The organism is Variovorax sp. dw_954 (assembly GCF_018449755.1).
Taxonomy (GTDB): Bacteria; Pseudomonadota; Gammaproteobacteria; order Burkholderiales; family Burkholderiaceae_C; genus Variovorax.
This window is the reverse complement of sequence record NZ_JAAVVD010000001.1, coordinates 281884-304450: the sequence shown is the minus strand read 5'-3', so window position 1 is coordinate 304450 and position 22567 is coordinate 281884. Positions and strand designations below refer to the sequence as shown.

Genomic DNA, 22567 nt, shown 5'->3' with positions numbered 1-22567 from the left:
CCAAGCTCGCGCCGAGCAGCGCAGCCGTACTCCTGTACGGCGAGCAGCGCAGGTGCGAGATTGGGGCGCGCAGTAGCTCAATGCCATATCAGTCAGCTTGGCGGCGGAGGAAGGCGGGGATCTCGATGTCTTCCATGCCACCCGACGACAGCGCATCCACCTTGGCGGTCGCCGCCGTGCGATTGGTGCGCCACACGCTCGGCACCGACATGTTGTCGTACTTCGTGTTGCCGTGGCCGCCATGCCCGACCGCGCCCGTGTTGAGGGTCGGCAAGCTGAAGCCGACGTTGTCGGTGCCGGTGCGGCGGATCACCTCGAGTTCCGGCTTGCGGCTCACCCCTTGGCGCGACAGGCCGGTGGCGACCACCGTCACGCGCATCTCGTCACCCAGGTTCTCATCGTAGGCAGCGCCGTAGATCACGTGCGCATCGGCAGAGGCGTAGGCACGGATGGTGTTCATCGCAAGCTTCGATTCGGCCAGCTTCAGCGAGCCCTTCGATGCCGTCACCAGCACCAGCACGCCCTTGGCGCCCGACAGGTCGATGCCTTCGAGCAGCGGGCAGGCCACGGCCTGTTCGGCGGCGATGCGGGCGCGGTCCGGGCCGCTGGCGGCGGCCGTGCCCATCATGGCCTTCCCGGGCTCGCCCATCACGGTGCGCACGTCTTCGAAGTCGACGTTCACGCCGCCGTACTCGTTGATGATCTCCGAGATGCCGCCGACCGCGTTCTTCAGCACGTCGTTGGCATGCGCGAATGCTTCGGCCTGCGTCACGTCGTCGCCCAGCACTTCCAGCAGCTTCTCGTTCAGGATCACGATCAGCGAATCGACGTTCGCTTCCAACTCCGCCAGGCCGCTGTCGGCATTGCTCATGCGCTTGCCGCCTTCCCAGTCGAAGGGCTTGGTGACCACGCCCACGGTCAGGATGCCCATCTCCTTTGCCACGCGCGCGATCACGGGCGCCGCGCCGGTGCCGGTGCCGCCGCCCATGCCGGCCGTGATGAACAGCATGTGCGCGCCGTCGATGGCCGCGCGGATCTCGTCGAGCGCCGCCTCGGCCGCGTCACGGCCCTTGTCCGGCTTGCCGCCCGCGCCAAGGCCGTTGTTGCCGAGCTGGATCAGCTTGGGCGCATTGCTGCGCGACAGCGCCTGCGCATCGGTATTCGCGCAGGCGAACTGCACACCCTGCACACCGCGCTCGATCATGTGCGCGACTGCATTGCCGCCGCCCCCACCCACGCCGATCACCTTGATTTGCGTGCCCTGGTTGAACTCTTCCATTTCGATCATTTCGATGGTCATTTCTGACTCCTTCATTTTTTGCAGTTGCCGTTATGTGATGAATGAATTTCTTTTGTCGTCTTGCGCAGTCACCGGTGTCGCTCTATGGCGGAGGGCCTGTGCGTCGCCATCGCTCGTTGAAATGGCGCGGCGGTCCCGCGCGGGCATGGGGAACATGGGGCCTGGCCGGGTTCAGTGTGCAGGTGCGCATGATCAGAAGTTCCCCACGATGAAGTCCTTGAAGCGGCCGAACGCGGTCTTGACCGACCCGTTCTTCTGCGCGACCTTGAAGCCGCGCATGCGTGCAAAGCGCGCTTCTTCCAGCAAGCCCATCACCGTCGCGGCACGGGGCTGCGCGACCATGTCGGACAGCGCGCTCGAATACTTCGGGATGCCGCGCCGCACCGGCTTGAGGAAGATGTCCTCGCCCAGTTCCACCATGCCGGGCATGACGGCGCTGCCGCCGGTCAGCACCACGCCTGACGACAGCACTTCCTCGAAGCCCGACTCGCGCACCACCTGCTGCACCAGCGAGAAGATCTCCTCGATGCGCGGCTCGATCACGCCGGCCAGTGCCTGCTTGCTCAGCATGCGCGGCCCACGGTCGCCGAGGCCCGGCACTTCGACCTGCGTGTCCGGGTCTGCCAACAGTTGCTTGGCATAGCCGTGCTCGACCTTGATGTCCTCGGCGTCCTTGGTCGGCGTGCGCAGGGCCATCGCGATGTCGCTCGTGATCAGGTCCCCGGCAATCGGGATCACGGCCGTGTGGCGGATCGCGCCGTTGGTGAAGATCGCCACGTCGGTGGTGCCAGCGCCGATGTCGACCAGGCACACGCCGAGTTCGCGCTCGTCCTCGCTCAGCACCGCCTGCGCCGAGGCCAGCGGGTTCAGCATCAGCTGGTCCACTTCCAGGCCGCAGCGGCGCACGCACTTGATGATGTTCTCGGCCGCGCTCTGGGCGCCGGTCACGATGTGCACCTTGGCTTCCAGGCGCATGCCGCTCATGCCGATCGGCTCCTTCACGTCCTGGCCGTCGATCACGAACTCCTGCGGCTCCACCAGCAGCAGCCGCTGGTCGCTGGAGATGTTGATGGCGCGGGCCGTCTCCACTACGCGGGCCACATCGGCGGGGGTGACTTCCTTGTCCTTCACCGCCACCATGCCGCTCGAATTGATGCCGCGGATGTGGCTGCCGGTGATGCCGGTGTAGACGCGGCCGATCTTGCAGTCGGCCATCAGCTCGGCCTCCTTGAGCGCCTGCTGGATGCTCTGCACGGTGGCGTCGATGTTCACCACCACGCCGCGCTTCAGGCCATTGCTCGGCGCCACGCCGAGGCCAGCCAGCTTCAGTTCGCCATTGGGCAGCACCTCGGCCACGACCACCATTACCTTGGCAGTTCCGATATCGAGTCCGACGACAAGGTCTTTGTATTCTTTGGGCATGAAAAGTCCTTGGGTTCTCTATTTCTTCTTGGGGTCGGGTTTCTTGGGATCGTTGACGACCGTGGTGACGCCGCGCATGCGCAGTGCGTAGGCATCGCGGTGCCGCAGGTCGGCAGCTTCAACGTACGACAGGTTGCGGCCGTATTGCTGGGCCACTGCCGTCACGGATTTCAGGAACACCTGCAGGCGCAACGCGACCTGGTCGGCCTGGCCGCGACCGAGTTCGATGATGGCGCCGGTGCTGAGCACCACCTTCCAGCTGCCGCGTCCGGACAGTTCCAGTTCGTCGATCTGCAATTCATAGGGCTGGAAGATCGGCACGAGCACGCGGTACATGCCGAGCACCTGGCCGGCCTGGTCGACCGGGCCGTCGAGCCGCGGCAGTTCGTCGTCGACCTCGGCCACGTTGGCTTCGAAGACTTCGCCGAAGTTGTTGACCAGCCTGGACGTGGATTCGTCGCCCCAATGCGCCACCGGCACCTGCTCGGTCAGCGTGGCGCGCAGGCGGTTCGGGAATTCGCGCCGCACCACGGCCTTGCGCACCCATGGCACCGACTCGAAGGCCGCGCGCGCCTTGGCCAGGTCGACGGTGAAGAAGTTGCCTGACAGTTGCGGCGCGACATTGGCCCGCAAGGTGATCTCGTTGTTGTGGGTCACCTGGCCGTCCACGCGGATCGCGGCCAACGGGAAGAACGGTTGCCGCAGCACCCACCAGGCCCCGGCGGCCAGCAGCACGAGCGCACACACCACGAACACCAGGTTCGCGGTGATGTTCATGAGCCTGACGTCGAAGGGGACGGCGATGCTGTCGGCCATGTCAGTTCCCCGCGCTCCGCGCCGTTGCGCCATCGCTGCCCGCCGAGGGAGCGTTGGCGTCGCGCCCGGCCGACGAATCCAGCGCGGCCGAGGCCAGCACGCGCAGGCACAGGTCCTCGTAGCTGGTGCCTGCCGCGCGCGCCGACATAGGCACCAGCGAGTGGCTGGTCATGCCGGGCGAGGTGTTCATCTCGAGCAGGAAGGGCTTGCGGTCGCTGGCGCGGATCATCAGGTCCGCGCGGCCCCATCCGCGGCAGCCGAGCGTGTGGTACGCGGCCAGCGTGATGTGCTGGATGGCGCGCTCTTCCGCTTCCGGCAGGCCGCTCGGGCAGTGGTACTTCACGTCGTCGGTGAAGTACTTGTTCTGGTAGTCGTAGGCGCCTTCGGGCGCGGCGATGCGCACCACCGGCAGGGCCACGGCCTGCAGCCCCTGGCCGAGCACGGCGCAGGTCACTTCCTCGCCCTCGATGAACTCCTCGCAGAGCACATCGGCGTCGTACTTCGCGGACAGCGCGACCGCGTCCTGCATCTCTGAATAGCCCTGCACCTTGGTCACGCCAATCGACGAGCCTTCTCGCGGCGGCTTGACGATGAGCGGCAGGCCCAGCACGTCCGGCACGGCGCGGATCTGCTCGCGGCTTTGCTGGTCGTGCGCGAGGCGCACGTACTTGGGCGTGGGCAAGCCATCGGCCTGCCACAGGCGCTTGGTCATGACCTTGTCCATGGCCAGGCTCGAAGCCAGCACGCCGGAGCCGGTATAGGGAATGCCGAGCAGTTCGAGCGCGCCTTGCACGGTGCCGTCCTCGCCGTGGCGGCCATGCAGCGCGACGAAGCAGCGTGCGAAGCCCTCGCGCCTCAGGTCGGCCAGGTCGCGCTGCGCCGGATCGAAGGCATGCGCATCGACGCCGCGCGAGCGCAGCGCCTCCAGCACGCCATTGCCCGACAGCAGCGAGATTTCCCGCTCGGCAGAACTGCCGCCGAACAGCACGGCCACCTTGCCCAGTGATTTCACATCGACGCTCACAATGCCCGCCCCTCGCGCGTGAAGCGCTCCGCTTTTTGCGACGCCGCGCCGCCGAGTTCCACGACCCGGGCCGGCACGGCGCCAATCGAACCTGCACCCATGCAGATCACCACATCGCCATCGCGCGCGTTGTCGAGAATGGCCTGCGGCATCGCGCCGATGTCATCCACGAAAACGGGCTCCACCTTGCCGGCCACGCGCAGTGCGCGCGCCAGCGAACGACCATCGGCGGCCACGATCGGCTGCTCGCCGGCCGCGTAGACCTCGCCGAGCAGCACCGCGTCAGCGGTACCGATGACCTTGACGAAATCCTCGAAGCAGTCGCGCGTGCGGGTGAAGCGATGCGGCTGGAAGGCCAGCACCAGCCGACGGCCCGGGAACGCGCCGCGCGCCGCGGCGATCGTGGCCGCCATCTCGACCGGGTGATGGCCGTAGTCGTCGATCAGCGTGAAGCCACCTTCAGCCTGCTTGCCCCGCACAGCGACTTCGCCGTAGCGCTGGAAGCGGCGGCCCACGCCGGTGAATTCGGCCAGCCCGCGCTGCACGGCTTCGTCGGGGACATTGAGCTCGACGCCCACCGCGATCACCGACAGCGCATTGAGCACGTTGTGCTCGCCGGGCAGGTTCAGCACGATGTCCAGATCGGGCAGGGTGACGCCGTTGCGGCGCTGCACCGTGAAGTGCATCTGCCCGCCCACCGCGCGCACGTTGATGGCACGCACCTGCGCGCCTTCGTTGAAGCCGTAGCTCGTGACGGGGCACGACACCTCCGGCACGATGTCGCGCACCGCCGGATCGTCGGTGCACAGGATCGCGACGCCGTAGAACGGCATGCGATGCAGGAAGTCGACGAAGGCCTTCTTCAGTTTGCCGAAGTCGTGGCCATAGGTCTCCATGTGGTCGGCGTCGATGTTCGTGACCACGGCCATGACGGGCAGCAGGTTCAGGAACGAGGCGTCCGACTCATCGGCTTCGACCACGATGTAGTCGCCGCTGCCCAGTTGTGCATTGGCGCCCGCGCTGTTGAGGCGGCCGCCGATGACAAAGGTCGGGTCCAGACCCGCGGCGGCGAGCACGCTGGCCACCAGGCTGGTGGTCGTCGTCTTGCCGTGCGTGCCGGCGATGGCGATGCCCTGCTTGAGGCGCATCAGTTCGGCCAGCATCAGTGCGCGCGGCACCACCGGGATCTTCCTGGCGCGCGCCGCCACCACCTCCGGATTGCTGCCACCCTGCACGGCCGTCGAAGTGACGACGGCATCGGCACCCGCGATGTTGGCCGCGTCATGGCCCACGTGGGTGCGAATGCCGAGGCCCGCGAGCCGGCGCAACGTGGCGCTGTCGGAAAGATCGGAGCCGGAGATCGTGTAGCCGAGGTTGAGCAGCACCTCGGCGATGCCGCTCATGCCGACGCCGCCGATGCCGACGAAGTGAATGTGGTGAATCGCATGCTTCATCTGGCGAGCTCCTCACACGCGCGGACGACTTCGTCGACCGCTTCTGTTTTCTTCATCGTGGCCGCCTTGAGGGCCCGTGCGACAAGTTCGTCGCGTGATGTCTTCTGTAGCAAATCAGCCAACCATTCAGGCGTCAGTTCGGTCTGCTGCACCAGCCATCCGCCGCCCGCATCGACGAGGAAGCGGGCGTTGGTGGTCTGGTGGTCGTCGACCGCCGAGGGAAAAGGAACAAACAGCGTGGCAGCGCCCACGGCTGCGATTTCAGTGACGGTGCTGGCGCCGGCGCGCGCGACGATGAGGTCGGCTTCCGCATAGGCGCTCGCGGTGTCCTCGATGAAGGGCGTCAGCTTGCCTTCGACGCCAGCTGCCGCGTAGTTGGCGCGCAACTCGTCGATCTGCTTGCTGCCGGCCTGGTGGGTGACGACCGGACGCAGCGCCGGGGCGATCAAGGCCAGCGCCTTGGGCACTACCGCGTTGAGCGCCTTCGCGCCGAGGCTGCCACCGACCACGAGCAACCTGAGCGGCCCGCTGCGTCCGGCAAAGCGTTCTTGCGGGCCCGGTTGCGACAGGAATGCGGCACGCAACGGATTGCCCACCCACTTTGCGTTCTTCAGCACATCGGGGAACGCGCTGAACACGCGGTCTGCCAAGCTCGCCAGCACCTTGTTGGCCATGCCCGCGACCGAGTTCTGTTCATGCAGCACCAGCGGCTTGCCGAGCAGCACGCTCATCATGCCGCCGGGGAAGGTGATGTAGCCGCCGAGGCCGATGACCACGTCGGGCTTCACGCGGCGCACGACCGCGATGCTCTGCATGAACGCACGCAGCAGCTTGAGCGGCAGCATCACCAGCGTCATCGGACCCTTGCCGCGCACGCCGCCGAACTGCACCGGCTCGAAGGCGAATCCGCGCGGCGGCACCAGTTGCTGCTCCATGCTGCCGGGGGCGCCAAGCCAGTGCACGCGCCAGCCGCGTGTGCGCAGCTCCTCGGCCACGGCCAGGCCCGGGAAGATGTGCCCGCCAGTTCCGCCCGCCATGACGAGTGCCGTCTTCATACGCGCCCACCTCGCATGAGCACGCGGTTCTCGTAGTCGATACGCAGCACCACGGCCAGCGCGATCAGGTTCATCAGGATCGCCGATCCTCCGAAGCTCATCAGCGGCAGCGTCAGTCCCTTGGTCGGCAATGCGCCCAGGTTCACGCCCATGTTGATGAAGGTCTGGAAGCCGATCCAGATACCGATGCCTTGCGCGACCAGCCCCGAGAACACGCGGTCCAGCGCGATGGCCTGGCGGCCGATGTGCATGATGCGGCGGGTGAGCCAGAAGAACAGCACGATGGCCAGCAGCACGCCGACCAGGCCGAACTCCTCGCCGATCACGGCCATCAGGAAGTCGGTGTGCGCCTCGGGCAGCCAGTGCAGCTTCTCGACGCTGCCGCCCAGGCCCACGCCGAACACCTCGCCGCGCCCGATGGCGATGAGCGAGTGGGACAGCTGGTAGCCCTTGCCAAGCGCGTTGTTCTCGCCGAACGGATCGAGGTACGCGAAGATGCGCTCGCGGCGCCACGGCGAAGAGGCCACGATCATGCCGAAGGCCACCACCACCAGCATGGCGATCACGAAGAACATGCGCGCATTCACGCCACCCAGGAACAGGATGCCCATCGCGATCACGGCGATCACCATGAAGGCGCCCATGTCCGGCTCGGCCAGCAGCAGCATGCCGACCACCACCACCGCCACGCCCATCGGCAGCACGGCGCGGAAGAAGCGCTCCTTGATCTCCATCTTGCGCACCATGTAGCTGGCCGCATAGAGCACCATCGCCAGCTTGGCGAGCTCGGAAGGCTGGAAGCTCATGAAGCCCAGCGGAATCCAGCGGCGCGCGCCGTTGACGCTGCGGCCCACATGCGGAATCAGCACGGCCACCAGCAGCAGCAGGGAGGCGATGAACAGCCAGGGCGCCGCGCGCTCCCACGTCTTCATCGGCACCTGGAAGGCCAGCAGCGCGGCCACGAAGGCGACGCCGAGGAACAACGCATGCCGCAGCACGAAGTAATACTGGCTGTAGTTCATGCGCGAGAAGCGCGGGTTGTCGCCCAGGGCGATGGAGGCCGAATAGACCATCACCAGCCCCCATATCAGCAGCGCCAGCGTGACCCACAGCAGGGCCTGGTCGAAGCCGAGCACGCGCATCGGCGTGGCCTTGGTCTGCGAGATGTCGGCGCCGCCCAGGCGTACCGGCAGGTGCATCGGCAACGCGTCGATGCCGGATTTGGCCCGGCGGAACAAGCCGCTGAAGCGGCCGCCTTCGCGCGGGGTGTTCGGGGTGTTGGACACGGCCTGGTTCATTCGCCGTCTCCATCCGCAGGTGCATTCGCGAGTTCTTCCACGGCCTCGCAGAACACGGCCGCGCGGTGTGCGTAGTCCTTGAACATGTCGAAGCTGGCGCAGGCCGGCGACAGCAGCACGGCATCGCCGTGGTGGGCCCGCTTCGCGGCCGCGCGCACTGCTTCTTCCATCGACCCGGCATGCACCAGCGAGACGCCCGTGCCCGCCAGTGCCTCCTCGATGATGGGCGCGTCACGGCCAATGAGCACGACGGCGCGCGCGTATTGGCGCACGGGCGCGGCCAGCGGCGAGAAGTCCTGCCCCTTGCCCTCGCCGCCGAGGATGAGGACGATGCGCCGGTCGACACCCAGCCCGATGAGCGCTGCAACGGTGGCACCGACGTTGGTGCCCTTGCTGTCGTCGAAGTACTCGACCTCGTCGACGATGTGCACCGGTTCCACGCGATGCGGCTCGCCGCTGTATTCACGCAAGCCGTAGAGCATCGGGCCCAGCGGGCAGGCTGCGGCGCTTGCCAGTGCCAGCGCGGCCAGCGCATTGAGCGCGTTGTGCTGGCCGCGAATGCGCAAGGCGTTGGCCGGCAGCAGGCGCTGCACGAAGATCTCTTCTTCCTGCACGGCGCCGCGCTTGCGCTTCTGGGTCTCGTCAGCCTCCAACGCGCGCACCAGCCAGGCCATGCCGTTCACGCGTTCGATGCCGAAGTCGCCCGGGCGCAGCGGCATGCCGGCGCCGAAGCTGATGTAGGTGCGATGTTGCGGCCGTTGCAGCTTCACGCGCACCGGCGCGGGCAGCATGCGCATGACGGCATCGTCGTCGCGGTTCAGGACCAGCAGGCCCTTGCTGCCGAAGATGCGTGCCTTGGCCGCGCCATAGGCGGCCATGTCGCCGTGCCAGTCGAGGTGGTCCTGCGTCAGGTTCAGCACCGTGGCGGCCGTGGGCTCGAAGCCCTGCACGCCGTCGAGCTGGAAGCTGGACAACTCCAGCACCCAGACATCCGGCAGCGTGTCGGTGTCGATGTGCGCACTCAGGGTGTCCAGCAGCGTCGGACCGATGTTGCCGGCGACCGCGACGGTCTTGCCCGCGCGTTCGACCAACTGGCCGGTGAGCGAGGTGACGGTGGTCTTGCCGTTGGTGCCCGTGATGGCGAGGACCGAGGGCGTGTAGCCCTTGGCCGGCAACGGTTCTGCCGCGAGCACGGGCCGCGGCGCTTCTTCCTCGGGCGCGGCAAGCGCGACGGGGACGGAGAGTTCGGCGATGCGTGCAACGAACTCGGCCGCTTCCTTGGCCGCCGTGCGGACGTAGGGCTTGCCGGGCTGGTGCGTCGGCGCGGTGATCGTTGGGGCAGCAGGCTCGCTGGACACGGATGTGGTTTCGGCCCACGCAGACGTGGGTGCGGCTGGCGCCGCAAAGGACTCGGCAGGGACGCCGGACCTTGTGTCGCCCTGCGGCGTTTCTTCGCCGTGTTCCGCGTCGGCGACCGGCTCAAGACTTGCCACTGCCGTTGCGGTGGCGGTCTTCGCTTCAGGGAGCGGCTCCGGGCCGGTGTCGGCCGACAGGGCGATGGGCTCCGCTTCGATGTCCGTCATGCCCGCCGGTTCGGGCTGCGTGTCGACGGCGACCGCTTCATCAGCAGGCAGCGGTTCGACCGCAGGCGGCGCCTGTGTCGCTTCACTGGGCGATGCGACCGAAGCGACGGGCTCCGCTGCATCAAAAGGCAGGTCCGCCTGAACTTCCGCTTCAGTAGTCGATGCCTGTTCCTCAACCACCGGCGCATCCACCGTCCGCAGGTCCAGCAGCGCCCGCGCGAACAGGTCCAGCTCTCCACCGACAGACAGTCCCATCGCACGCGCCGCATTCACGACCGGCGCAATGGTCGCTGGCGACAACCCCGGCGAGCGATACACCGCACGAATGGCGCTGCCTTCCACCAGCGCCGCCGTGAAGGCTCCGCCGACGAAAGCCACGCCGGGCAATTCTTCCTGCAGCTTGCCCAACTGCGCCGGCGCCTCGCGCGTATCCGCCACGGTCACGACCGCGCCGTTGCGCACGCACCAGCGTGCCATCGCCATCCCCGAGGCGCCAAGGCCGAGGATCAGGACGGGCAGGTCTTTGAGATGCTTCACGCTCGCCTCACCTCAGCTTCAGCGTGGACAAACCCACGAGGCACAGCAGCATCGTGATGATCCAGAAGCGCACGACCACCTGCGTCTCGCGCCAGCCGCTCTTCTCGAAGTGGTGGTGCAGCGGCGCCATCTTCAGGATGCGCCGGCCCTCGCCGAAGCGCTTCTTCGTGTACTTGAAATAGCTGACCTGCATCATCACGGAGATCGCCTCCACCACGAAGATGCCGCCCATCACGAAGAACACGATCTCCTGCCGCACGATCACGGCGATGGTGCCGAGCGCGCCGCCCAGCGCGAGCGCGCCCACGTCGCCCATGAACACCTGCGCCGGATGCGTGTTGAACCAGAGGAATGCGAGGCCTGCGCCCGCCATCGCCGAGCAGAACACCAGCAACTCGCCCGAGCCAGGGATGTGCGGGAAGAACAGGTAACGCGAATACACCACGCTGCCCGTCACGTACGCGAAAACGCCCAGCGCCGAGCCCACCATCACCACCGGCATGATCGCCAGCCCATCGAGCCCGTCGGTGAGGTTGACCGCATTGCTCGCGCCCACGATGACCAGGTAGGTGAGGATGACGAAGCCGATGCCGCCGAGCGGATAGCTGATCTCCTTGAAGAAGGGCACCAGCAGGTTGGTCTTCGGCGGAAAGTTGAGGTCGAATCCGGAGCGCACCCAGGCATAGAACAGCTGCAGCACGCGCCAGTTGGAACTCTCCGAGATGCTGAACAGCAGGTAGAACGCGGCCAGCAGGCCGACCACGGACATCCACATGTACTTCTCGCGCGAGCGCATGCCTTCCGGGTCCTTGCGCACCACCTTGCGCCAGTCGTCGACCCAGCCGATCGCACCGAAACCCAGCGTCACGAACAGCACGATCCAGACGAAGCGATTCGACAGGTCGAACCAGAGCAGCGTCGCCAGCACGATCGAGAACAGCACCAGCACGCCGCCCATGGTCGGCGTGCCGCTCTTGCTCAGGTGCGTCTCCATGCCGTAGCCGCGCACCGGCTGGCCGATCTTCAGCGCGGCCAGCCGGCGGATCACGAAGGGGCCAGCAGCCAGCCCCACGACGAGCGCCGTCATCGATGCCCCCAGCGCACGGAAGGTGAGGTACTGGAACACGCGCAGGAACCCGAACTCGGGCGTGAGCGTTTGCAGCCACTGGGCGAGGCTCAGCAGCATGTGTTGAAACCGAGCGTTTCAATGGTCATGACCGGTCTCCTCTTGTTGTGATGGGGGCGCGGCTTCGGCAATCGCCTGCAGCACGCGCTCCATGCGCATGAAGCGCGAACCCTTGACAAGCACGCTGCCGGCTTGCGGCAGCAGTGCGAGCACCGCCGCGTTGAGCGAGTCGATGCTTTCGAAATGGCGCGCCCGGCCCGGGTTTTTGCCGAAGGCCACAACGCTGTGGGTCGTGGCCGCGCCGAGCGCAAAAAAATTGTCGATGCCGCGTTCGCGGGCCCAGGCGCCGACTTCCGCATGGAAGCGTTCGCCTTGGTCGCCCACCTCGCCCATGTCGCCAAGCACAAGCATGCGCGGCGCCGGCAGCGTAGCCAGCACGTCGATGGCCGCGCGCACCGAGTCGGGATTGGCGTTGTAGCTGTCGTCCACCAGCGTGACGGTGCGGCCATTGGCCAGCTGCAGCGCACTGGCGCGCGAACGGCCCTTCACGGGCTCGAAGGCATCGAGGCCATGGGCGATGTGGTCGAGCGACACGCCGGCCGCCAGCCCGCAGGCCACCGACGCGAGCGCGTTCAGCACGTTGTGACGGCCCGCGATGCGCAGCGTGCAGCGCAAGTCGCCGAGCGGCGTGCGGGCGGTGACACGCCAGGCCTGGCCCAGCCACTCGGCCGCCACCAGCGACACACTGGCCGCCGGGTCTTCGCCGAAGGTGAGGCAATGGCGTCGCGCACCCTCGCCTTCGCTTGCGAGCCGCGTCCACAGCGGCGTGAACTCATCGCCATGTGGGAACACCGCCGTCCCATCGACCGGCAGCGCGGCCAGCACCGCGCCGTTCTCCAGCGCCACCGCTTCCACCGTGGCCATGAATTCCTGGTGCTCGCGCTGCGCGTTGTTGACCAACGCCACCGTCGGCCGTGCGATCGCAGACAGGCGTGCGATCTCACCCGGATGGTTCATGCCGAGTTCGACCACCGCGAGCCGATGCTGCGCACGCAGGCGCAAGAGCGTGAGCGGCACGCCGATCTCGTTGTTGAAGTTGCCGGCGGTCGCCAGCGCATCGTCGCCGGCCGCGTTGCGCAGGATGCTCGCGATCATCTGCGTGACCGTGGTCTTGCCGTTGCTGCCGGTGACCGCGACCAGCGGCAGCATGTATTGGTTGCGCCATCCTGCCGCCAGGGCGCCCAGCGCGGCCAGCGAGTCGCCGACTTCCAGCCCCGCCAGTCCCGCGGCCTCCAGCCCGCCATGCGCCACGGCCGCGGCGGCGCCGCTGGCCCTGGCATTGGCCAGAAATTCGTTGGCATCGAAACGCTCGCCCTTGAGCGCCACGAACAGGTCGCCCGCCGCGAGCGAGCGCGTGTCGGTGTGCACGCGGGCGATGGGCGTGGCCGCATCGCCAACCAGGCGTGCGCCCGGAATCCAGGCCTGGGCTTGCGCGAGCGTCATCATCATGGACGCACCCTCCGCGCCAGCGCATCCGCCGCATGCACGCGGTCCGAGAAAGCGATCTTCTCGCCGGCCACTTCCTGCCAGGCTTCGTCGCCACGCCCTGCCAGCAGCACCACGTCCTGCGGCGCGGCTTGGGCGATGGTGTCGGCGATGGCCTTGGCGCGGTCGGGTTCGATCTGCGCTTCGTCGGGCTGGGCCAGGCCCAGCATGATCTGGCTGATGATCGCGGCCGGCTTTTCGGTGCGCGGGTTGTCGCTGGTCACCACCACGCGATCGGCCGCCTTCTCCACCACGGCCGCCATCATCGGCCGCTTGATCGGGTCGCGGTCGCCGCCGCAACCGAACAGGCACCAGAGCTTGCCGCCGCGTTCCGTGACCAGGGGCCGCAGGCCTTCCAGCGCCTTGTCGAGCGCGTCCGGCGTGTGGGCATAGTCGACCACCACCAGCGGCTGGCCCTCGACGGCGACGCGCTCCATGCGGCCGGGCACGCTGCCGAGGCCGCGGCAGGCATTCACCGCATCGGCGAGCGACAGCCCGAGGGCGCGCAAGGTGCCGATCACGCCCAGCAGGTTCGACACGTTGTACTGGCCGATGAGCCGGGTCGCGAGTTGCTCCGTGCCGCCGCCTTGCTCCGTCACCGAGAAGCGCAATCCTTCCGGGCCATAGCCGATGTCATGCGCGCTCAAGCGCGCCGGGCCACCGGCGGCCGTGAGCGTCCAGACGTCCAGCCCGCCACAGTATTCGTCGAGCAGATTGCCCATCAGGCTGGCGCCATGCACATCGTCGATGTTGATGACCGCCGCGCGCAGGCCAGGCCAGCGGAACAATTCGGCCTTGGCCTGCCAGTAGGCATCCATGCTGCCGTGGTAGTCGAGGTGGTCCTGCGTGAAATTGGTGAACACGGCCACGCGGATCTCGCAGCCGTCGAGCCGGCGCTCGGCGATGCCGATCGACGAAGCCTCGATGGCGCAGGCGCCAAAGCCGCGCGACACGAAGCCGCGCAACTCGCGCTGCAGCATCACCGGATCGGGCGTGGTGAGGCCCGTGTATTCCAGGTCCGGCGGCACGCCGATGCCCAGCGTGCCCACCACCGCGCACGGGCCCAGTCCGGCATGCGTGGACAAGGCCTCGCTCAGCCACCAGGCCGTCGAGGTCTTGCCGTTGGTGCCGGTCACGGCCAGCAGTGCGAGCTGGGTCGACGGCCAGCCGTAGAACGACGCGGCGATCGGCCCGGTGGCCGCCTTCAGCCCTTCGTAGGCGGCCACCGAATCACTCTCGAAGCCGAAGGCCTCGACACCCTCGCGCTCGACCAGGCAAGCCGCGGCGCCCTGCGCGAGCGCCGCCTCGACGTGCGCGCGGCCATCGGTCGCCGCGCCGGGCCACGCAATGAAGGCATCGCCGTCGCCGACGCGGCGGCTGTCGGCATGCAGGTGCCCGCCCACGCGCGAACGCAGCCAGTGACCGGCTTCGTTGGGCGACTTGAAGCGGATGTCGTCCATCAGAAGCTCTCCTCCACGCCCTTGGTCACGACCTGCGGCTTCACCGCGAGGTCGGGCGCGACATTCATCATGCGCAGCGTCTGTTGCACGACTTCGCTGAACACCGGCGCGGCCACGATGCCGCCGAAGTAGCTGCCGGCCGTCGGCTCGTCGAGCATCACCGCGACGATGATGCGCGGCTTCTCGATCGGCGCCATGCCGGTGAACCAGGAGCGGTACTTGTTGCTCGCATAGCCCTTGCCGACCTGCTTGTGCGCCGTGCCGGACTTGCCGCCGACCGAATAGCCGATGGTCTGCGCCAGCGGGCCCGTGCCGCCCGGCCCTGCCGCCATCTGCAGCATGCGGCGCACGGCCTTCGCGTTCTCGGCCGAGAACACGCGCACGCCGACGGCCGGCTCGTCGCTCTTGAGCATCGTCGCCGGGATCAGGCTGCCATCGTGGGCGAAGGCGGTGTACGAATGCGCCATCTGGAACAGCGAGGCCGACAGCCCATATCCATACGACATGGTCGCCTGCTCGATCGGCCGCCAGCTCTTCCACGGGCGCAGCCGCCCGGTCACGGCGCCAGGGAAGGTGAGCTGCGGCTTCTGGCCGAAGCCGAGCGAGCTGAACGACTCCCACATCTCGCGCGGCGCCAGGCGCTGCGAGATCTTGGTGGCGCCGATGTTGCTCGATTTCTGGATCACGCCTTCGACAGTCAGCGTGCCGTAGTTGTGCGTGTCGCTGATGGTCGAGCCGGTGATGGTCAGCTTGCCGGGCGCGGTGTCGATCAGTGTCTGCGGCGTCACGCGCTTGAGTTCGAGCGCGGTGGCCACGGTGATCGGCTTCATCGTCGAACCGGGCTCGAAGGTGTCGGTCAGTGCGCGGTTGCGCAACTGCTCGCCGGTCAGGTTCTGGCGCTTGTCCGGCACGTAGCTCGGGTAGTTGGCCAGGGCCAGCACTTCGCCGGTGATGGAGTCGAGCACCACCACGCTGCCGGCCTTGGCCTTGTTGGCGGTGACTGCATCGCGCAGCTTCTGGTAGGCGAAGAATTGCACCTTGCTATCGATGCTGAGCTGGATGTCCTTGCCCTCGATCGGGGGAATCGACTCGCCCAAGCCTTCGACCACGCGGCCGAGCCGGTCCTTGATCACACGACGCGAGCCGGTCTTGCCGGCCAGGTCCTTGTCGAAGGCCAGTTCGATGCCTTCCTGGCCGTGGTCTTCCACGTTGGTGAAGCCCACCACGTGCGCGGCCGCTTCGCCCTCGGGGTACTGGCGCTTGTATTCCTTGCGCTGGTAGATGCCCTGGATGTCCAGCGCGGCGATCTGCTTGGCAATCGGCTCATCGACCTGGCGCTGGATCCAGACGAAGGTCTTGTCCTCGTCGGCCAGCTTCTTGTCGAAGTCCTTTTGCGACATGCCGAGCAGCTTGGCCACCTGCTTGAGCTTGGCGCGCACCTCGGGGTCGTCGCGCTCGATGTCTTCCGGAATGGCCCAGATGCTCGGTGCGATGACGCTCGACGCGAGGATCAGGCCGTTGCGGTCGAGGATGCGCCCGCGGTTGGCGGGCAGCTCCAGCGTGCGGGCATAGCGCACTTCGCCCTGGCGCTGGAAGAAGGCGTTGTTGATGACCTGCACATAGGCGGCGCGGCCTGCCAGCGCGACGAAGCCGATGGCCACGCCGGCCACGATGAACTTGCTGCGCCACACGGGCGTCTTGCTCGCAAGCAGCGGGCTGGTGGTGTATTGGACGCTGCGGCGGGTCATGCTAATGCCCCTTCTTCGTCGTCGCGCCGCCGCCCGCAGGCACGGGTGGCGCTGGCGACACCACGGCCGGGATCACGCTGCCGTCCTGGCGGACGTAGAGCGTGATGGCGGGGGTGGTGGTCGCCATCTTGAGTTGTTCCTTGGCCAGCTTCTCGACGCGCAGCGGCGTGGCCTGGGCCCGCTTGTCGACCTGCAGGCGGTCGAACTCGACTTCGAGCCGGTGCGCTTCCGCGTTGACCCGCTCCATCTCCGTGAAAAGCTGGCGCGACCTGTACTGCGTATGCACGAGCAGCAACGCCGTCGCAAGGACGGCGATGAGCAGGAGCAGGTTGAACCGGGCCATCCCTTGCCTCTAGACGGTGTCGGTGCGCTCGGCCACGCGCAGCACGGCGCTGCGGGAGCGCGGGTTGGCCGCCACTTCGGCGTCTGACGGGAAGATGCGCGCCACGCTGCGCAGCTTCATGGCCACCGGCGCGGCAAAGGGCGCGCGGCGGTCGTACACCTCGCGCGAATGCTTCGCGATGAACTGCTTGACGATCCGGTCTTCCAGCGAGTGGAAGCTGATCACAGCGAGCCGGCCTCCAGGTTGCAACACGTCGATGCTCGCTTCTAGCGCCTGTTGCAGCTCTTCAAGCTCGGCGTTGATGAAAATCCGAAGAGCCTGAAATGTGCGCGTTGCAGGGTTCTGGCCCTGCTCGCGGGTTTTGACCGCGCCAGCCACGAGCTCGGCCAGTTCGGTGGTGGTTGAAACTGGGCTCCGTTCCTGTCGGCGAGCAACAATCGCCTTTGCAATCGGAACAGCAAACCGTTCTTCGCCATAGTCACGTATTACCTCGGCAATCTGCTGTTGTTCGGCTGTTGCCAGCCAGTCGGCCACGCTCTCGCCGCGCGTGGTGTCCATGCGCATGTCGAGCGGGCCGTCGAATCGAAAACTGAATCCGCGCGCCGGGTTGTCGATCTGGGGCGAACTGATGCCCAGGTCCATCAGCAGGCCGGCCACGCTGCCGGACGGCAACTCGCCCAGGTCCCGGAATCCCTGGTGACGGATGGAAAAACGCGCATCCGTGATGCGCGTTGCTTCGGCGACCGCTTCCGCGTCCTTGTCGAACGCGATGAGGCGGCCATCCGGCGCCAGTCTTGAGAGGATGAGCCGGGAATGGCCTCCCCTCCCGAAGGTGGCGTCCACGTAGGTGCCCGCTGCTGCCGGTGCGTCGGCAAACAGGGCTTCGACCGCTTCGTTCAACAAGACGGTCGTGTGGGTCCATGCGTTGTCCACGATCGCCTTCAGAAGGCCAAGTCCTGGAACGCGCCCTCGGCCATGCCGGCGGCCAGTGCCTCGGCTTCCTTGGCGTCGTGCGTGGCCTTGTCCCAGAGCTCGAAATGGCTGCCCATGCCGAGCAGCAAGGTGTCCTTGCCGATGCTGGCCGCCGCGCGCAACTCCGGCGAAACCAGGATGCGGCCGGTGCCGTCCATGTCGACGTCCATCGCATTGCCGAGGAACAGGCGCTTGAGCCATTGGTCCTTGAGCGGCATGGCGGCGATGCGCTCGCGAAACTGCTCCCATGCGGGACGCGGAAAGATCATCAGGCAGCCGTGCGGGTGGCGCGTGATGGTGAGTTGGCCGTTGGCGGTCGCGCTGAGGACGTCACGGTGCCGGGTCGGCACGGACAGCCTCCCCTTTGCATCCAGATTCAGCGATGAAGCGCCTTGAAACACGAAAACGACCTTGGTTGTGAGACGCTGAAAACCTCCAAAACGGAGCTTCTACAGACACTTTTTCCCACTTAAATGCACTTTTTTGCACTGTAGCAGGAAACAAGTACGTCGCAACAGGCGGTCGCGGCAATTTTTTGCAATGGAATCAACGACTTAGCGGTGTTTTCGCAGGCTGGAAAACGCGAATGTCGTTGCAAATGAAGCACTTAGCTCACGCAATGAATGTGTTGCGTGAAGCGGCTGCAGCCGCAGTTGTTGCTTACAGGATGAACCGGGAAAGGTCCTCGTCGTGACTTAATGCCTGCAGGCGGGCGTCGACGTAGGCCGCGTCGATGCGAACGGTCTGCCCTTCGAGCTTGGTCGCGTCGAAGCTGACTTCGTCGAGCAGGCGCTCCATCACCGTCGAAAGTCGGCGGGCGCCGATGTTCTCGGTGCGCTCGTTGACCTCGAAGGCGATGCTGGCGAGTCGCGTGATGCCTTCGGGCGTGAATTCCAGCGTGACGCCTTCGGTAGCGAGCAAGGCCTGGTATTGCTTGACCAGCGAGGCGCGGGTCTGCGTGAGGATGCTCTCGAAGTCGGAGACCGAGAGCGACGACAGTTCCACCCGGATCGGAAAGCGCCCCTGCAGTTCAGGGATCAGATCGCTCGGCTTGCTCAGGTGAAAGGCGCCGCTGGCGATGAACAGGATGTGGTCGGTGCGCACCACGCCGTACTTGGTGCTGACGGCGGTGCCCTCGACCAGCGGCAGCAGGTCGCGCTGCACGCCCTGGCGCGACACATCGGGGCTGCCCTGCGATTCGCTGCGCGTGGCCACCTTGTCGATCTCGTCGATGAAGACGATGCCGTTCTGCTCGGCGCTGGTGATGGCCTGCGCGCGCACTTCGTCTTCGTTCAGCAACTTGCCGGCTTCCTCGTCGATGAGGAGCCGCAAGGCTTCGGAGATCTTGAGCTTGCGGGTCTTGCGCTTCTGGTTGCCGAGCTGGCCGAACATGCCGCGCAACTGCTCGGTCATTTCCTCCATGCCGGCCGGGCCCATGATCTCGAGCGGCGCGCGCGCCTCGGCCAGGTCGATCTCGATTTCCTTGTCGTCGAGTTGATGCTCGCGCAGCTTCTTGCGGAAAGCCTGCCGGGTGGCGTTGTTGCTGTCGGCCTCGACCACGCCCTCGGCGTTGCGCGCCGAGGGCAGCAGCACGTCCAGGATGCGGTCTTCTGCCGCGTCCTCCGCCCGCATGCGCACCTTGGCGCTCTCGCTTTCGCGGGTCTGCTTGACCGCGATCTCGGCCAGGTCGCGAATGATCGAATCGACGTCCTTGCCGACATAGCCCACCTCGGTGAACTTGGTCGCCTCGACCTTGATGAAGGGCGCATCGGCCAGGCGGGCCAGCCGGCGCGCGATCTCGGTCTTGCCGACGCCCGTCGGGCCGATCATGAGGATGTTCTTTGGCGTGATCTCGGCGCGCAGCTTGTCGTCCACCTGCTGGCGGCGCCAGCGGTTGCGCAGCGCGATGGCCACGGCGCGCTTGGCCTGCGGCTGGCCAACGATGTGGTTGTCGAGTTCAGAAACGATTTCCTGGGGGGTCATGGACATGGCAACGAATCTTTTGGTTGTCTATGCGCATGCAGCCCCCTTTCCAGCGGTCGCCGCGGAACCGGCATGGCCGGGCCGCGAGCGGCGTCCCCTCGAAGGGGTTGGCGGAGCGCACGCAGTGCGCGCAGCTTGGGGGTGGGCTACAACACCTCGACGGTGTGGTTCATGTTGGTGTAGATGCAGAGCTCGCCCGCGATCTCGAGCGAGCGCTTGACGATCTGGTCGGCCGGCATGTCGGTGTGGTCCAGCAGGGCCTTGGCCGCCGACTGCGCGTAGGCGCCGCCCGAGCCGATGGCCACGATGCCGCCTTCCGGCTCCAGCACGTCGCCGTTGCCGGTGATGATCAGGGAAGTGGTTGCATCGGCCACGGCGAGCATGGCTTCGAGGCGGCGCAGCACGCGGTCTGTGCGCCAGTCCTTGGTGAGTTCGATCGCGGCGCGGGCCAGCTGGCCCTGGTGCTTCTCGAGCTTGGCCTCGAAACGCTCGAACAGCGTGAAGGCATCGGCCGTGGCCCCGGCGAAGCCCACCAGCACCTTGCCGTGATAGAGCCGCCGCACCTTGCGCGCAGTGCCCTTGATGACGATGTTGCCCAGCGTGACCTGGCCGTCGCCGCCGATCGCGACCTGGTCGCCGTCAGGGGTCTTGCGGCGCACGCTGACGATCGTCGTTCCGTGAAACTGTTCCATCGAAGCCATCTGGGGTTGTCGAGGGGCGATGCAAGCCCCTTGCCTGTTAATTCGAGCGCACCGCGACCGAGGCGTGATCGGCAATGCCGATCACCTTGAAGAAGGCGGCGAGCATGCGCTGCACATCCACGAACTCGACACGCTGGCCGCGTGCGGCGCGCGCCATTGCCCAGTTGAGCAATGTGCCAGCCGCCGCAAAGTCCATGCGGACCAGGGCGGCGCACGACACCGTTGGCACCTGCGCATCGACCAGTTCCGCGTCGAGCTCGTGCAGCACGTCGTGGCATTCGCCAGTCAACTCACCCACCAGCAGGCGGTGGCCCGCGACGGCGGGCGCCGGCGCCGGTTCGACGGAAGTCCCGAGGCCCATGCGCATGCTGGCCAGCGACATGCCCGACGGCTTCGGCTGCGGCGCCGCTGCCAGATCCGCCGCGGCATAGCTGCCAGCGGGGTCTTCCCATGGAGGCGGCGACACCTCGTAGGTGATGCAGTAGTTGAGCGCAGTCAACTCGAAGCCGTCGACATCGTTCATCACGCGCAGGATGGCCATGCGCAACTGCCACCAGACCGGCTCGGTGTTGCGGTTGTTGGTGGGCGTGGCCGCGGCCAGCACGGCCAGCAGCTGCTCGGCGCCCGCGAATCGCAGCTGCACCGGCGATGCGGCCCAATGCTCCATCAGCGCACGCAAGGGACCGGCGGCTTCGGCATGGATGCCGGCCAGGTTGTGCCATTCGAGGGTCCAGACCGGGCCGGCGCCCGAGAGGGCCTGCGTCAGTCCGGCGAGGCCGCCTCGGGTGAGTTGCTCGGGGCAGGACCAGTCCGCCCCGTCCGGCCCGCCGGCGCCGCGGCTGTCGAGTTCGGCCGCACCGGCCACCTGCACTTCCCGCGCCAGGGCACGCAGCGAAATCCATTCGGGGCCCGGCTTCTTGAAGCGCTGGGCATAGCGCATGCTGGTCTGCGAGAACTTGTCGAAGTCGCCAGTGGCCCGATAGAAGTCGAGCAGCGCGCGCCAGATCTCGACGTTGTCGGCCTGCGGCGCCTCGGGCGCCAGTGTCTGGAGCAGGATGGCCTCGGCGCCGGGGTCGTCGCCGTGCGCGAAACGGATCGCGGCTTCCTCGAGGCCGCTGTCGATACCTGGCGGGCGGGGCAGGTGCGACTCCCCGGACGCCGCGTCGCCAGCGACGGGTGGCGCCTGGCCCGGCTCGGTGTCGGCGTAGGCGCGCGCCTGCTGCGCCGCCATGGCGGCGGGAGTCATCGGTTCGCCGTTGGAGCCTTGCTGCCGGTTCTTCCACCATTGCTGCGACATCTGCTCTTCGATCTCGTCGATCTTCTTGAGCGTGAGTGCGCGGCCTGCAGTCTTGCCGGTGGTGCTGCTGATGCTGAAGGAGGACGGTGTGGCCTCGCGCGAACCGGAGGCTTCGCGCTGGCGGAGCTTGCGCAGCATGTCGAACTCGCGCCGGCGCACGAAGTCGTTGCGCTGACGCCGCTCGATCATTTCCTTGAGCATCTCCCGGCTGTAGCCAGTGTCGGACGAGCCAGCATCCTGCTCATCCAGTTCCGCCCAGTCCTTGAGCGGGTTGCGGACGAACTTGGCTACTTTGGACAGCAGGCGGCCGGGCTCCTCTTTGGCCATTTCTTAGTCGCCGAACATCTTCTGCTTGAGCTCTCGGCGCTGTTGCGCTTCGAGGGAAAGGGTGGCCGTGGGTCGGGCCAGCAGGCGGCCGACGCCGATCGGCTCGCCGGTCTCGTCGCAGTAGCCGTAGTCGCCGGCGTCGATGCGCTGGATCGACTGCTCGATCTTCTTCAGCAGCTTGCGCTCACGGTCGCGGGTGCGCAGTTCGAGGGCATGCTCTTCCTCGATGGTGGCGCGGTCGGCCGGATCGGGCACCACGACCGTGTCTTCGCGCAGGTGCTCGGTGGTTTCGCCGGCGTTCTCGAGGATGCCCTGCTTGAGGCCCACCAGCTTGAGGCGGAAGAAGGCCATCTGCTTGTCGTTCATGTACTCGCTGTCGGGCATGGCGATGACTTCGGCATCGCTCAACTGTTCCGGCGTCTTTGTCTTCCAGTTGTTGGCAAGCTTGGGGTCTTTCTTGAGCGCGACGTGCGGCGGCGGCACCAGCGCGGTCGATGCGACCTGCGTGAAGCTGGACTTGGCGGCGGTCGAGGCCACGGACTGGGCCATGGACGGCACAGTCAGCTGGGACAGGCG

At 67.0% G+C, this 22567-nt stretch carries 19 protein-coding genes; all 19 read right to left on the bottom strand.

Translation table 11 applies throughout. The features are described 5' to 3' along the window. Positions 1-88 precede the first annotated feature (88 nt). The 19 genes from ftsZ to dksA all read right to left on the bottom strand — a co-directional run bounded on the left by ftsZ (position 89) and on the right by dksA (position 22540). Positions 89-1300, bottom strand: coding sequence for a cell division protein FtsZ (ftsZ, locus tag HB681_RS01395; protein WP_213952949.1), 1212 nt, complete (start codon positions 1298-1300; stop codon positions 89-91). Between the two features lie 192 nt (positions 1301-1492). Beyond that, a complete protein-coding gene (gene ftsA, locus HB681_RS01390) occupies positions 1493-2722 on the bottom strand; it encodes a cell division protein FtsA (RefSeq protein WP_213952948.1) in 1230 nt (409 codons plus the stop codon). Between the two features lie 18 nt (positions 2723-2740). Then, on the bottom strand, positions 2741-3538 hold the full coding sequence (locus HB681_RS01385; RefSeq protein ID WP_213952947.1) for a cell division protein FtsQ/DivIB: 798 nt from the start codon (positions 3536-3538) through the stop codon (positions 2741-2743). 1 nt (position 3539) lies between these two features. Continuing rightward, on the bottom strand, positions 3540-4550 hold the full coding sequence (locus HB681_RS01380) for a D-alanine--D-alanine ligase (RefSeq protein WP_345944606.1): 1011 nt from the start codon (positions 4548-4550) through the stop codon (positions 3540-3542). 8 nt (positions 4551-4558) lie between these two features. Then, the gene (murC, locus tag HB681_RS01375; protein WP_213952946.1) at positions 4559-6016 is read right to left on the bottom strand and encodes a UDP-N-acetylmuramate--L-alanine ligase; all 1458 of its coding nucleotides are present in this window, start codon (positions 6014-6016) and stop codon (positions 4559-4561) included. Then, complete coding sequence (murG, locus tag HB681_RS01370) at positions 6013-7071, bottom strand: undecaprenyldiphospho-muramoylpentapeptide beta-N-acetylglucosaminyltransferase (RefSeq protein ID WP_213952945.1); 1059 nt, start codon at positions 7069-7071, stop codon at positions 6013-6015. The genes murC and murG overlap by 4 nt, the downstream gene beginning before the upstream one ends. Beyond that, entirely contained in the window at positions 7068-8369 is a 1302-nt protein-coding gene (ftsW, locus tag HB681_RS01365; protein WP_213952944.1) for a putative lipid II flippase FtsW, read from the bottom strand. Before ftsW ends, murG begins: the two co-directional genes overlap by 4 nt. Then, a complete protein-coding gene (gene murD, locus HB681_RS01360) occupies positions 8366-10489 on the bottom strand; it encodes a UDP-N-acetylmuramoyl-L-alanine--D-glutamate ligase (RefSeq protein ID WP_345944605.1) in 2124 nt (707 codons plus the stop codon). Before murD ends, ftsW begins: the two co-directional genes overlap by 4 nt. A 7-nt stretch (positions 10490-10496) precedes the next feature. Continuing rightward, entirely contained in the window at positions 10497-11675 is a 1179-nt protein-coding gene (mraY, locus tag HB681_RS01355; protein ID WP_213952943.1) for a phospho-N-acetylmuramoyl-pentapeptide-transferase, read from the bottom strand. Positions 11676-11693: 18 nt separating this feature from the next. Beyond that, positions 11694-13121, bottom strand: coding sequence for a UDP-N-acetylmuramoyl-tripeptide--D-alanyl-D-alanine ligase (gene murF / locus HB681_RS01350; RefSeq protein WP_213953298.1), 1428 nt, complete (start codon positions 13119-13121; stop codon positions 11694-11696). Then, entirely contained in the window at positions 13121-14620 is a 1500-nt protein-coding gene (locus tag HB681_RS01345; protein WP_213952942.1) for a UDP-N-acetylmuramoyl-L-alanyl-D-glutamate--2,6-diaminopimelate ligase, read from the bottom strand. The genes murF and HB681_RS01345 overlap by 1 nt, the downstream gene beginning before the upstream one ends. Continuing rightward, positions 14620-16368, bottom strand: a complete 1749-nt coding sequence (locus tag HB681_RS01340) for a penicillin-binding protein 2 (RefSeq protein ID WP_213952941.1) — start codon at positions 16366-16368, stop codon at positions 14620-14622. Before HB681_RS01340 ends, HB681_RS01345 begins: the two co-directional genes overlap by 1 nt. 1 nt (position 16369) lies before the next feature. Then, complete coding sequence (gene ftsL / locus HB681_RS01335; protein ID WP_213952940.1) at positions 16370-16711, bottom strand: cell division protein FtsL; 342 nt, start codon at positions 16709-16711, stop codon at positions 16370-16372. Positions 16712-16720: 9 nt separating this feature from the next. After that, entirely contained in the window at positions 16721-17644 is a 924-nt protein-coding gene (gene rsmH, locus HB681_RS01330) for a 16S rRNA (cytosine(1402)-N(4))-methyltransferase RsmH (protein ID WP_213952939.1), read from the bottom strand. A gap of 8 nt (positions 17645-17652) precedes the next feature. Continuing rightward, entirely contained in the window at positions 17653-18084 is a 432-nt protein-coding gene (gene mraZ / locus HB681_RS01325; RefSeq protein ID WP_213952938.1) for a division/cell wall cluster transcriptional repressor MraZ, read from the bottom strand. Positions 18085-18343: 259 nt separating this feature from the next. Beyond that, positions 18344-19672 carry an ATP-dependent protease ATPase subunit HslU gene (gene hslU, locus HB681_RS01320; RefSeq protein WP_213952937.1) on the bottom strand — a complete coding sequence of 443 codons (1329 nt, stop codon included), beginning with the start codon at positions 19670-19672 and terminating at the stop codon, positions 18344-18346. A 140-nt stretch (positions 19673-19812) separates the two neighbouring features. Next, positions 19813-20358 (bottom strand): ATP-dependent protease subunit HslV, encoded by a 546-nt coding sequence (hslV, locus tag HB681_RS01315; protein WP_213952936.1) that lies wholly within the window; start codon positions 20356-20358, stop codon positions 19813-19815. A 46-nt stretch (positions 20359-20404) separates the two neighbouring features. Next, complete coding sequence (locus tag HB681_RS01310; protein WP_213952935.1) at positions 20405-21991, bottom strand: STAS domain-containing protein; 1587 nt, start codon at positions 21989-21991, stop codon at positions 20405-20407. A gap of 3 nt (positions 21992-21994) precedes the next feature. After that, on the bottom strand, positions 21995-22540 hold the full coding sequence (gene dksA, locus HB681_RS01305) for an RNA polymerase-binding protein DksA (RefSeq protein WP_256354257.1): 546 nt from the start codon (positions 22538-22540) through the stop codon (positions 21995-21997). Positions 22541-22567 lie beyond the last annotated feature (27 nt).

Bases quoted from the DNA above. Each gene is read 5' to 3' on its own strand.
- murG (WP_213952945.1), bottom strand. From the start codon at position 7,071: ATGAAGACGGCACTCGTCATGGCGGGCGGAACTGGCGGGCACATCTTC.
- HB681_RS01340 (WP_213952941.1), bottom strand. From the start codon at position 16,368: ATGACCCGCCGCAGCGTCCAATACACCACCAGCCCGCTGCTTGCGAGC.
- murC (WP_213952946.1), bottom strand. From the start codon at position 6,016: ATGAAGCATGCGATTCACCACATTCACTTCGTCGGCATCGGCGGCGTC.
- dksA (WP_256354257.1), bottom strand. From the start codon at position 22,540: ATGGCCCAGTCCGTGGCCTCGACCGCCGCCAAGTCCAGCTTCACGCAG.
- ftsZ (WP_213952949.1), bottom strand. From the start codon at position 1,300: ATGACCATCGAAATGATCGAAATGGAAGAGTTCAACCAGGGCACGCAA.
- mraY (WP_213952943.1), bottom strand. From the start codon at position 11,675: ATGCTGCTGAGCCTCGCCCAGTGGCTGCAAACGCTCACGCCCGAGTTC.
- hslU (WP_213952937.1), bottom strand. From the start codon at position 19,672: ATGTCCATGACCCCCCAGGAAATCGTTTCTGAACTCGACAACCACATC.
- murF (WP_213953298.1), bottom strand. From the start codon at position 13,121: ATGATGACGCTCGCGCAAGCCCAGGCCTGGATTCCGGGCGCACGCCTG.
- HB681_RS01385 (WP_213952947.1), bottom strand. From the start codon at position 3,538: ATGGCCGACAGCATCGCCGTCCCCTTCGACGTCAGGCTCATGAACATC.
- hslV (WP_213952936.1), bottom strand. From the start codon at position 20,358: ATGGAACAGTTTCACGGAACGACGATCGTCAGCGTGCGCCGCAAGACC.
- ftsA (WP_213952948.1), bottom strand. From the start codon at position 2,722: ATGCCCAAAGAATACAAAGACCTTGTCGTCGGACTCGATATCGGAACT.
- HB681_RS01310 (WP_213952935.1), bottom strand. From the start codon at position 21,991: ATGGCCAAAGAGGAGCCCGGCCGCCTGCTGTCCAAAGTAGCCAAGTTC.
- ftsW (WP_213952944.1), bottom strand. From the start codon at position 8,369: ATGAACCAGGCCGTGTCCAACACCCCGAACACCCCGCGCGAAGGCGGC.
- HB681_RS01345 (WP_213952942.1), bottom strand. From the start codon at position 14,620: ATGGACGACATCCGCTTCAAGTCGCCCAACGAAGCCGGTCACTGGCTG.
- ftsL (WP_213952940.1), bottom strand. From the start codon at position 16,711: ATGGCCCGGTTCAACCTGCTCCTGCTCATCGCCGTCCTTGCGACGGCG.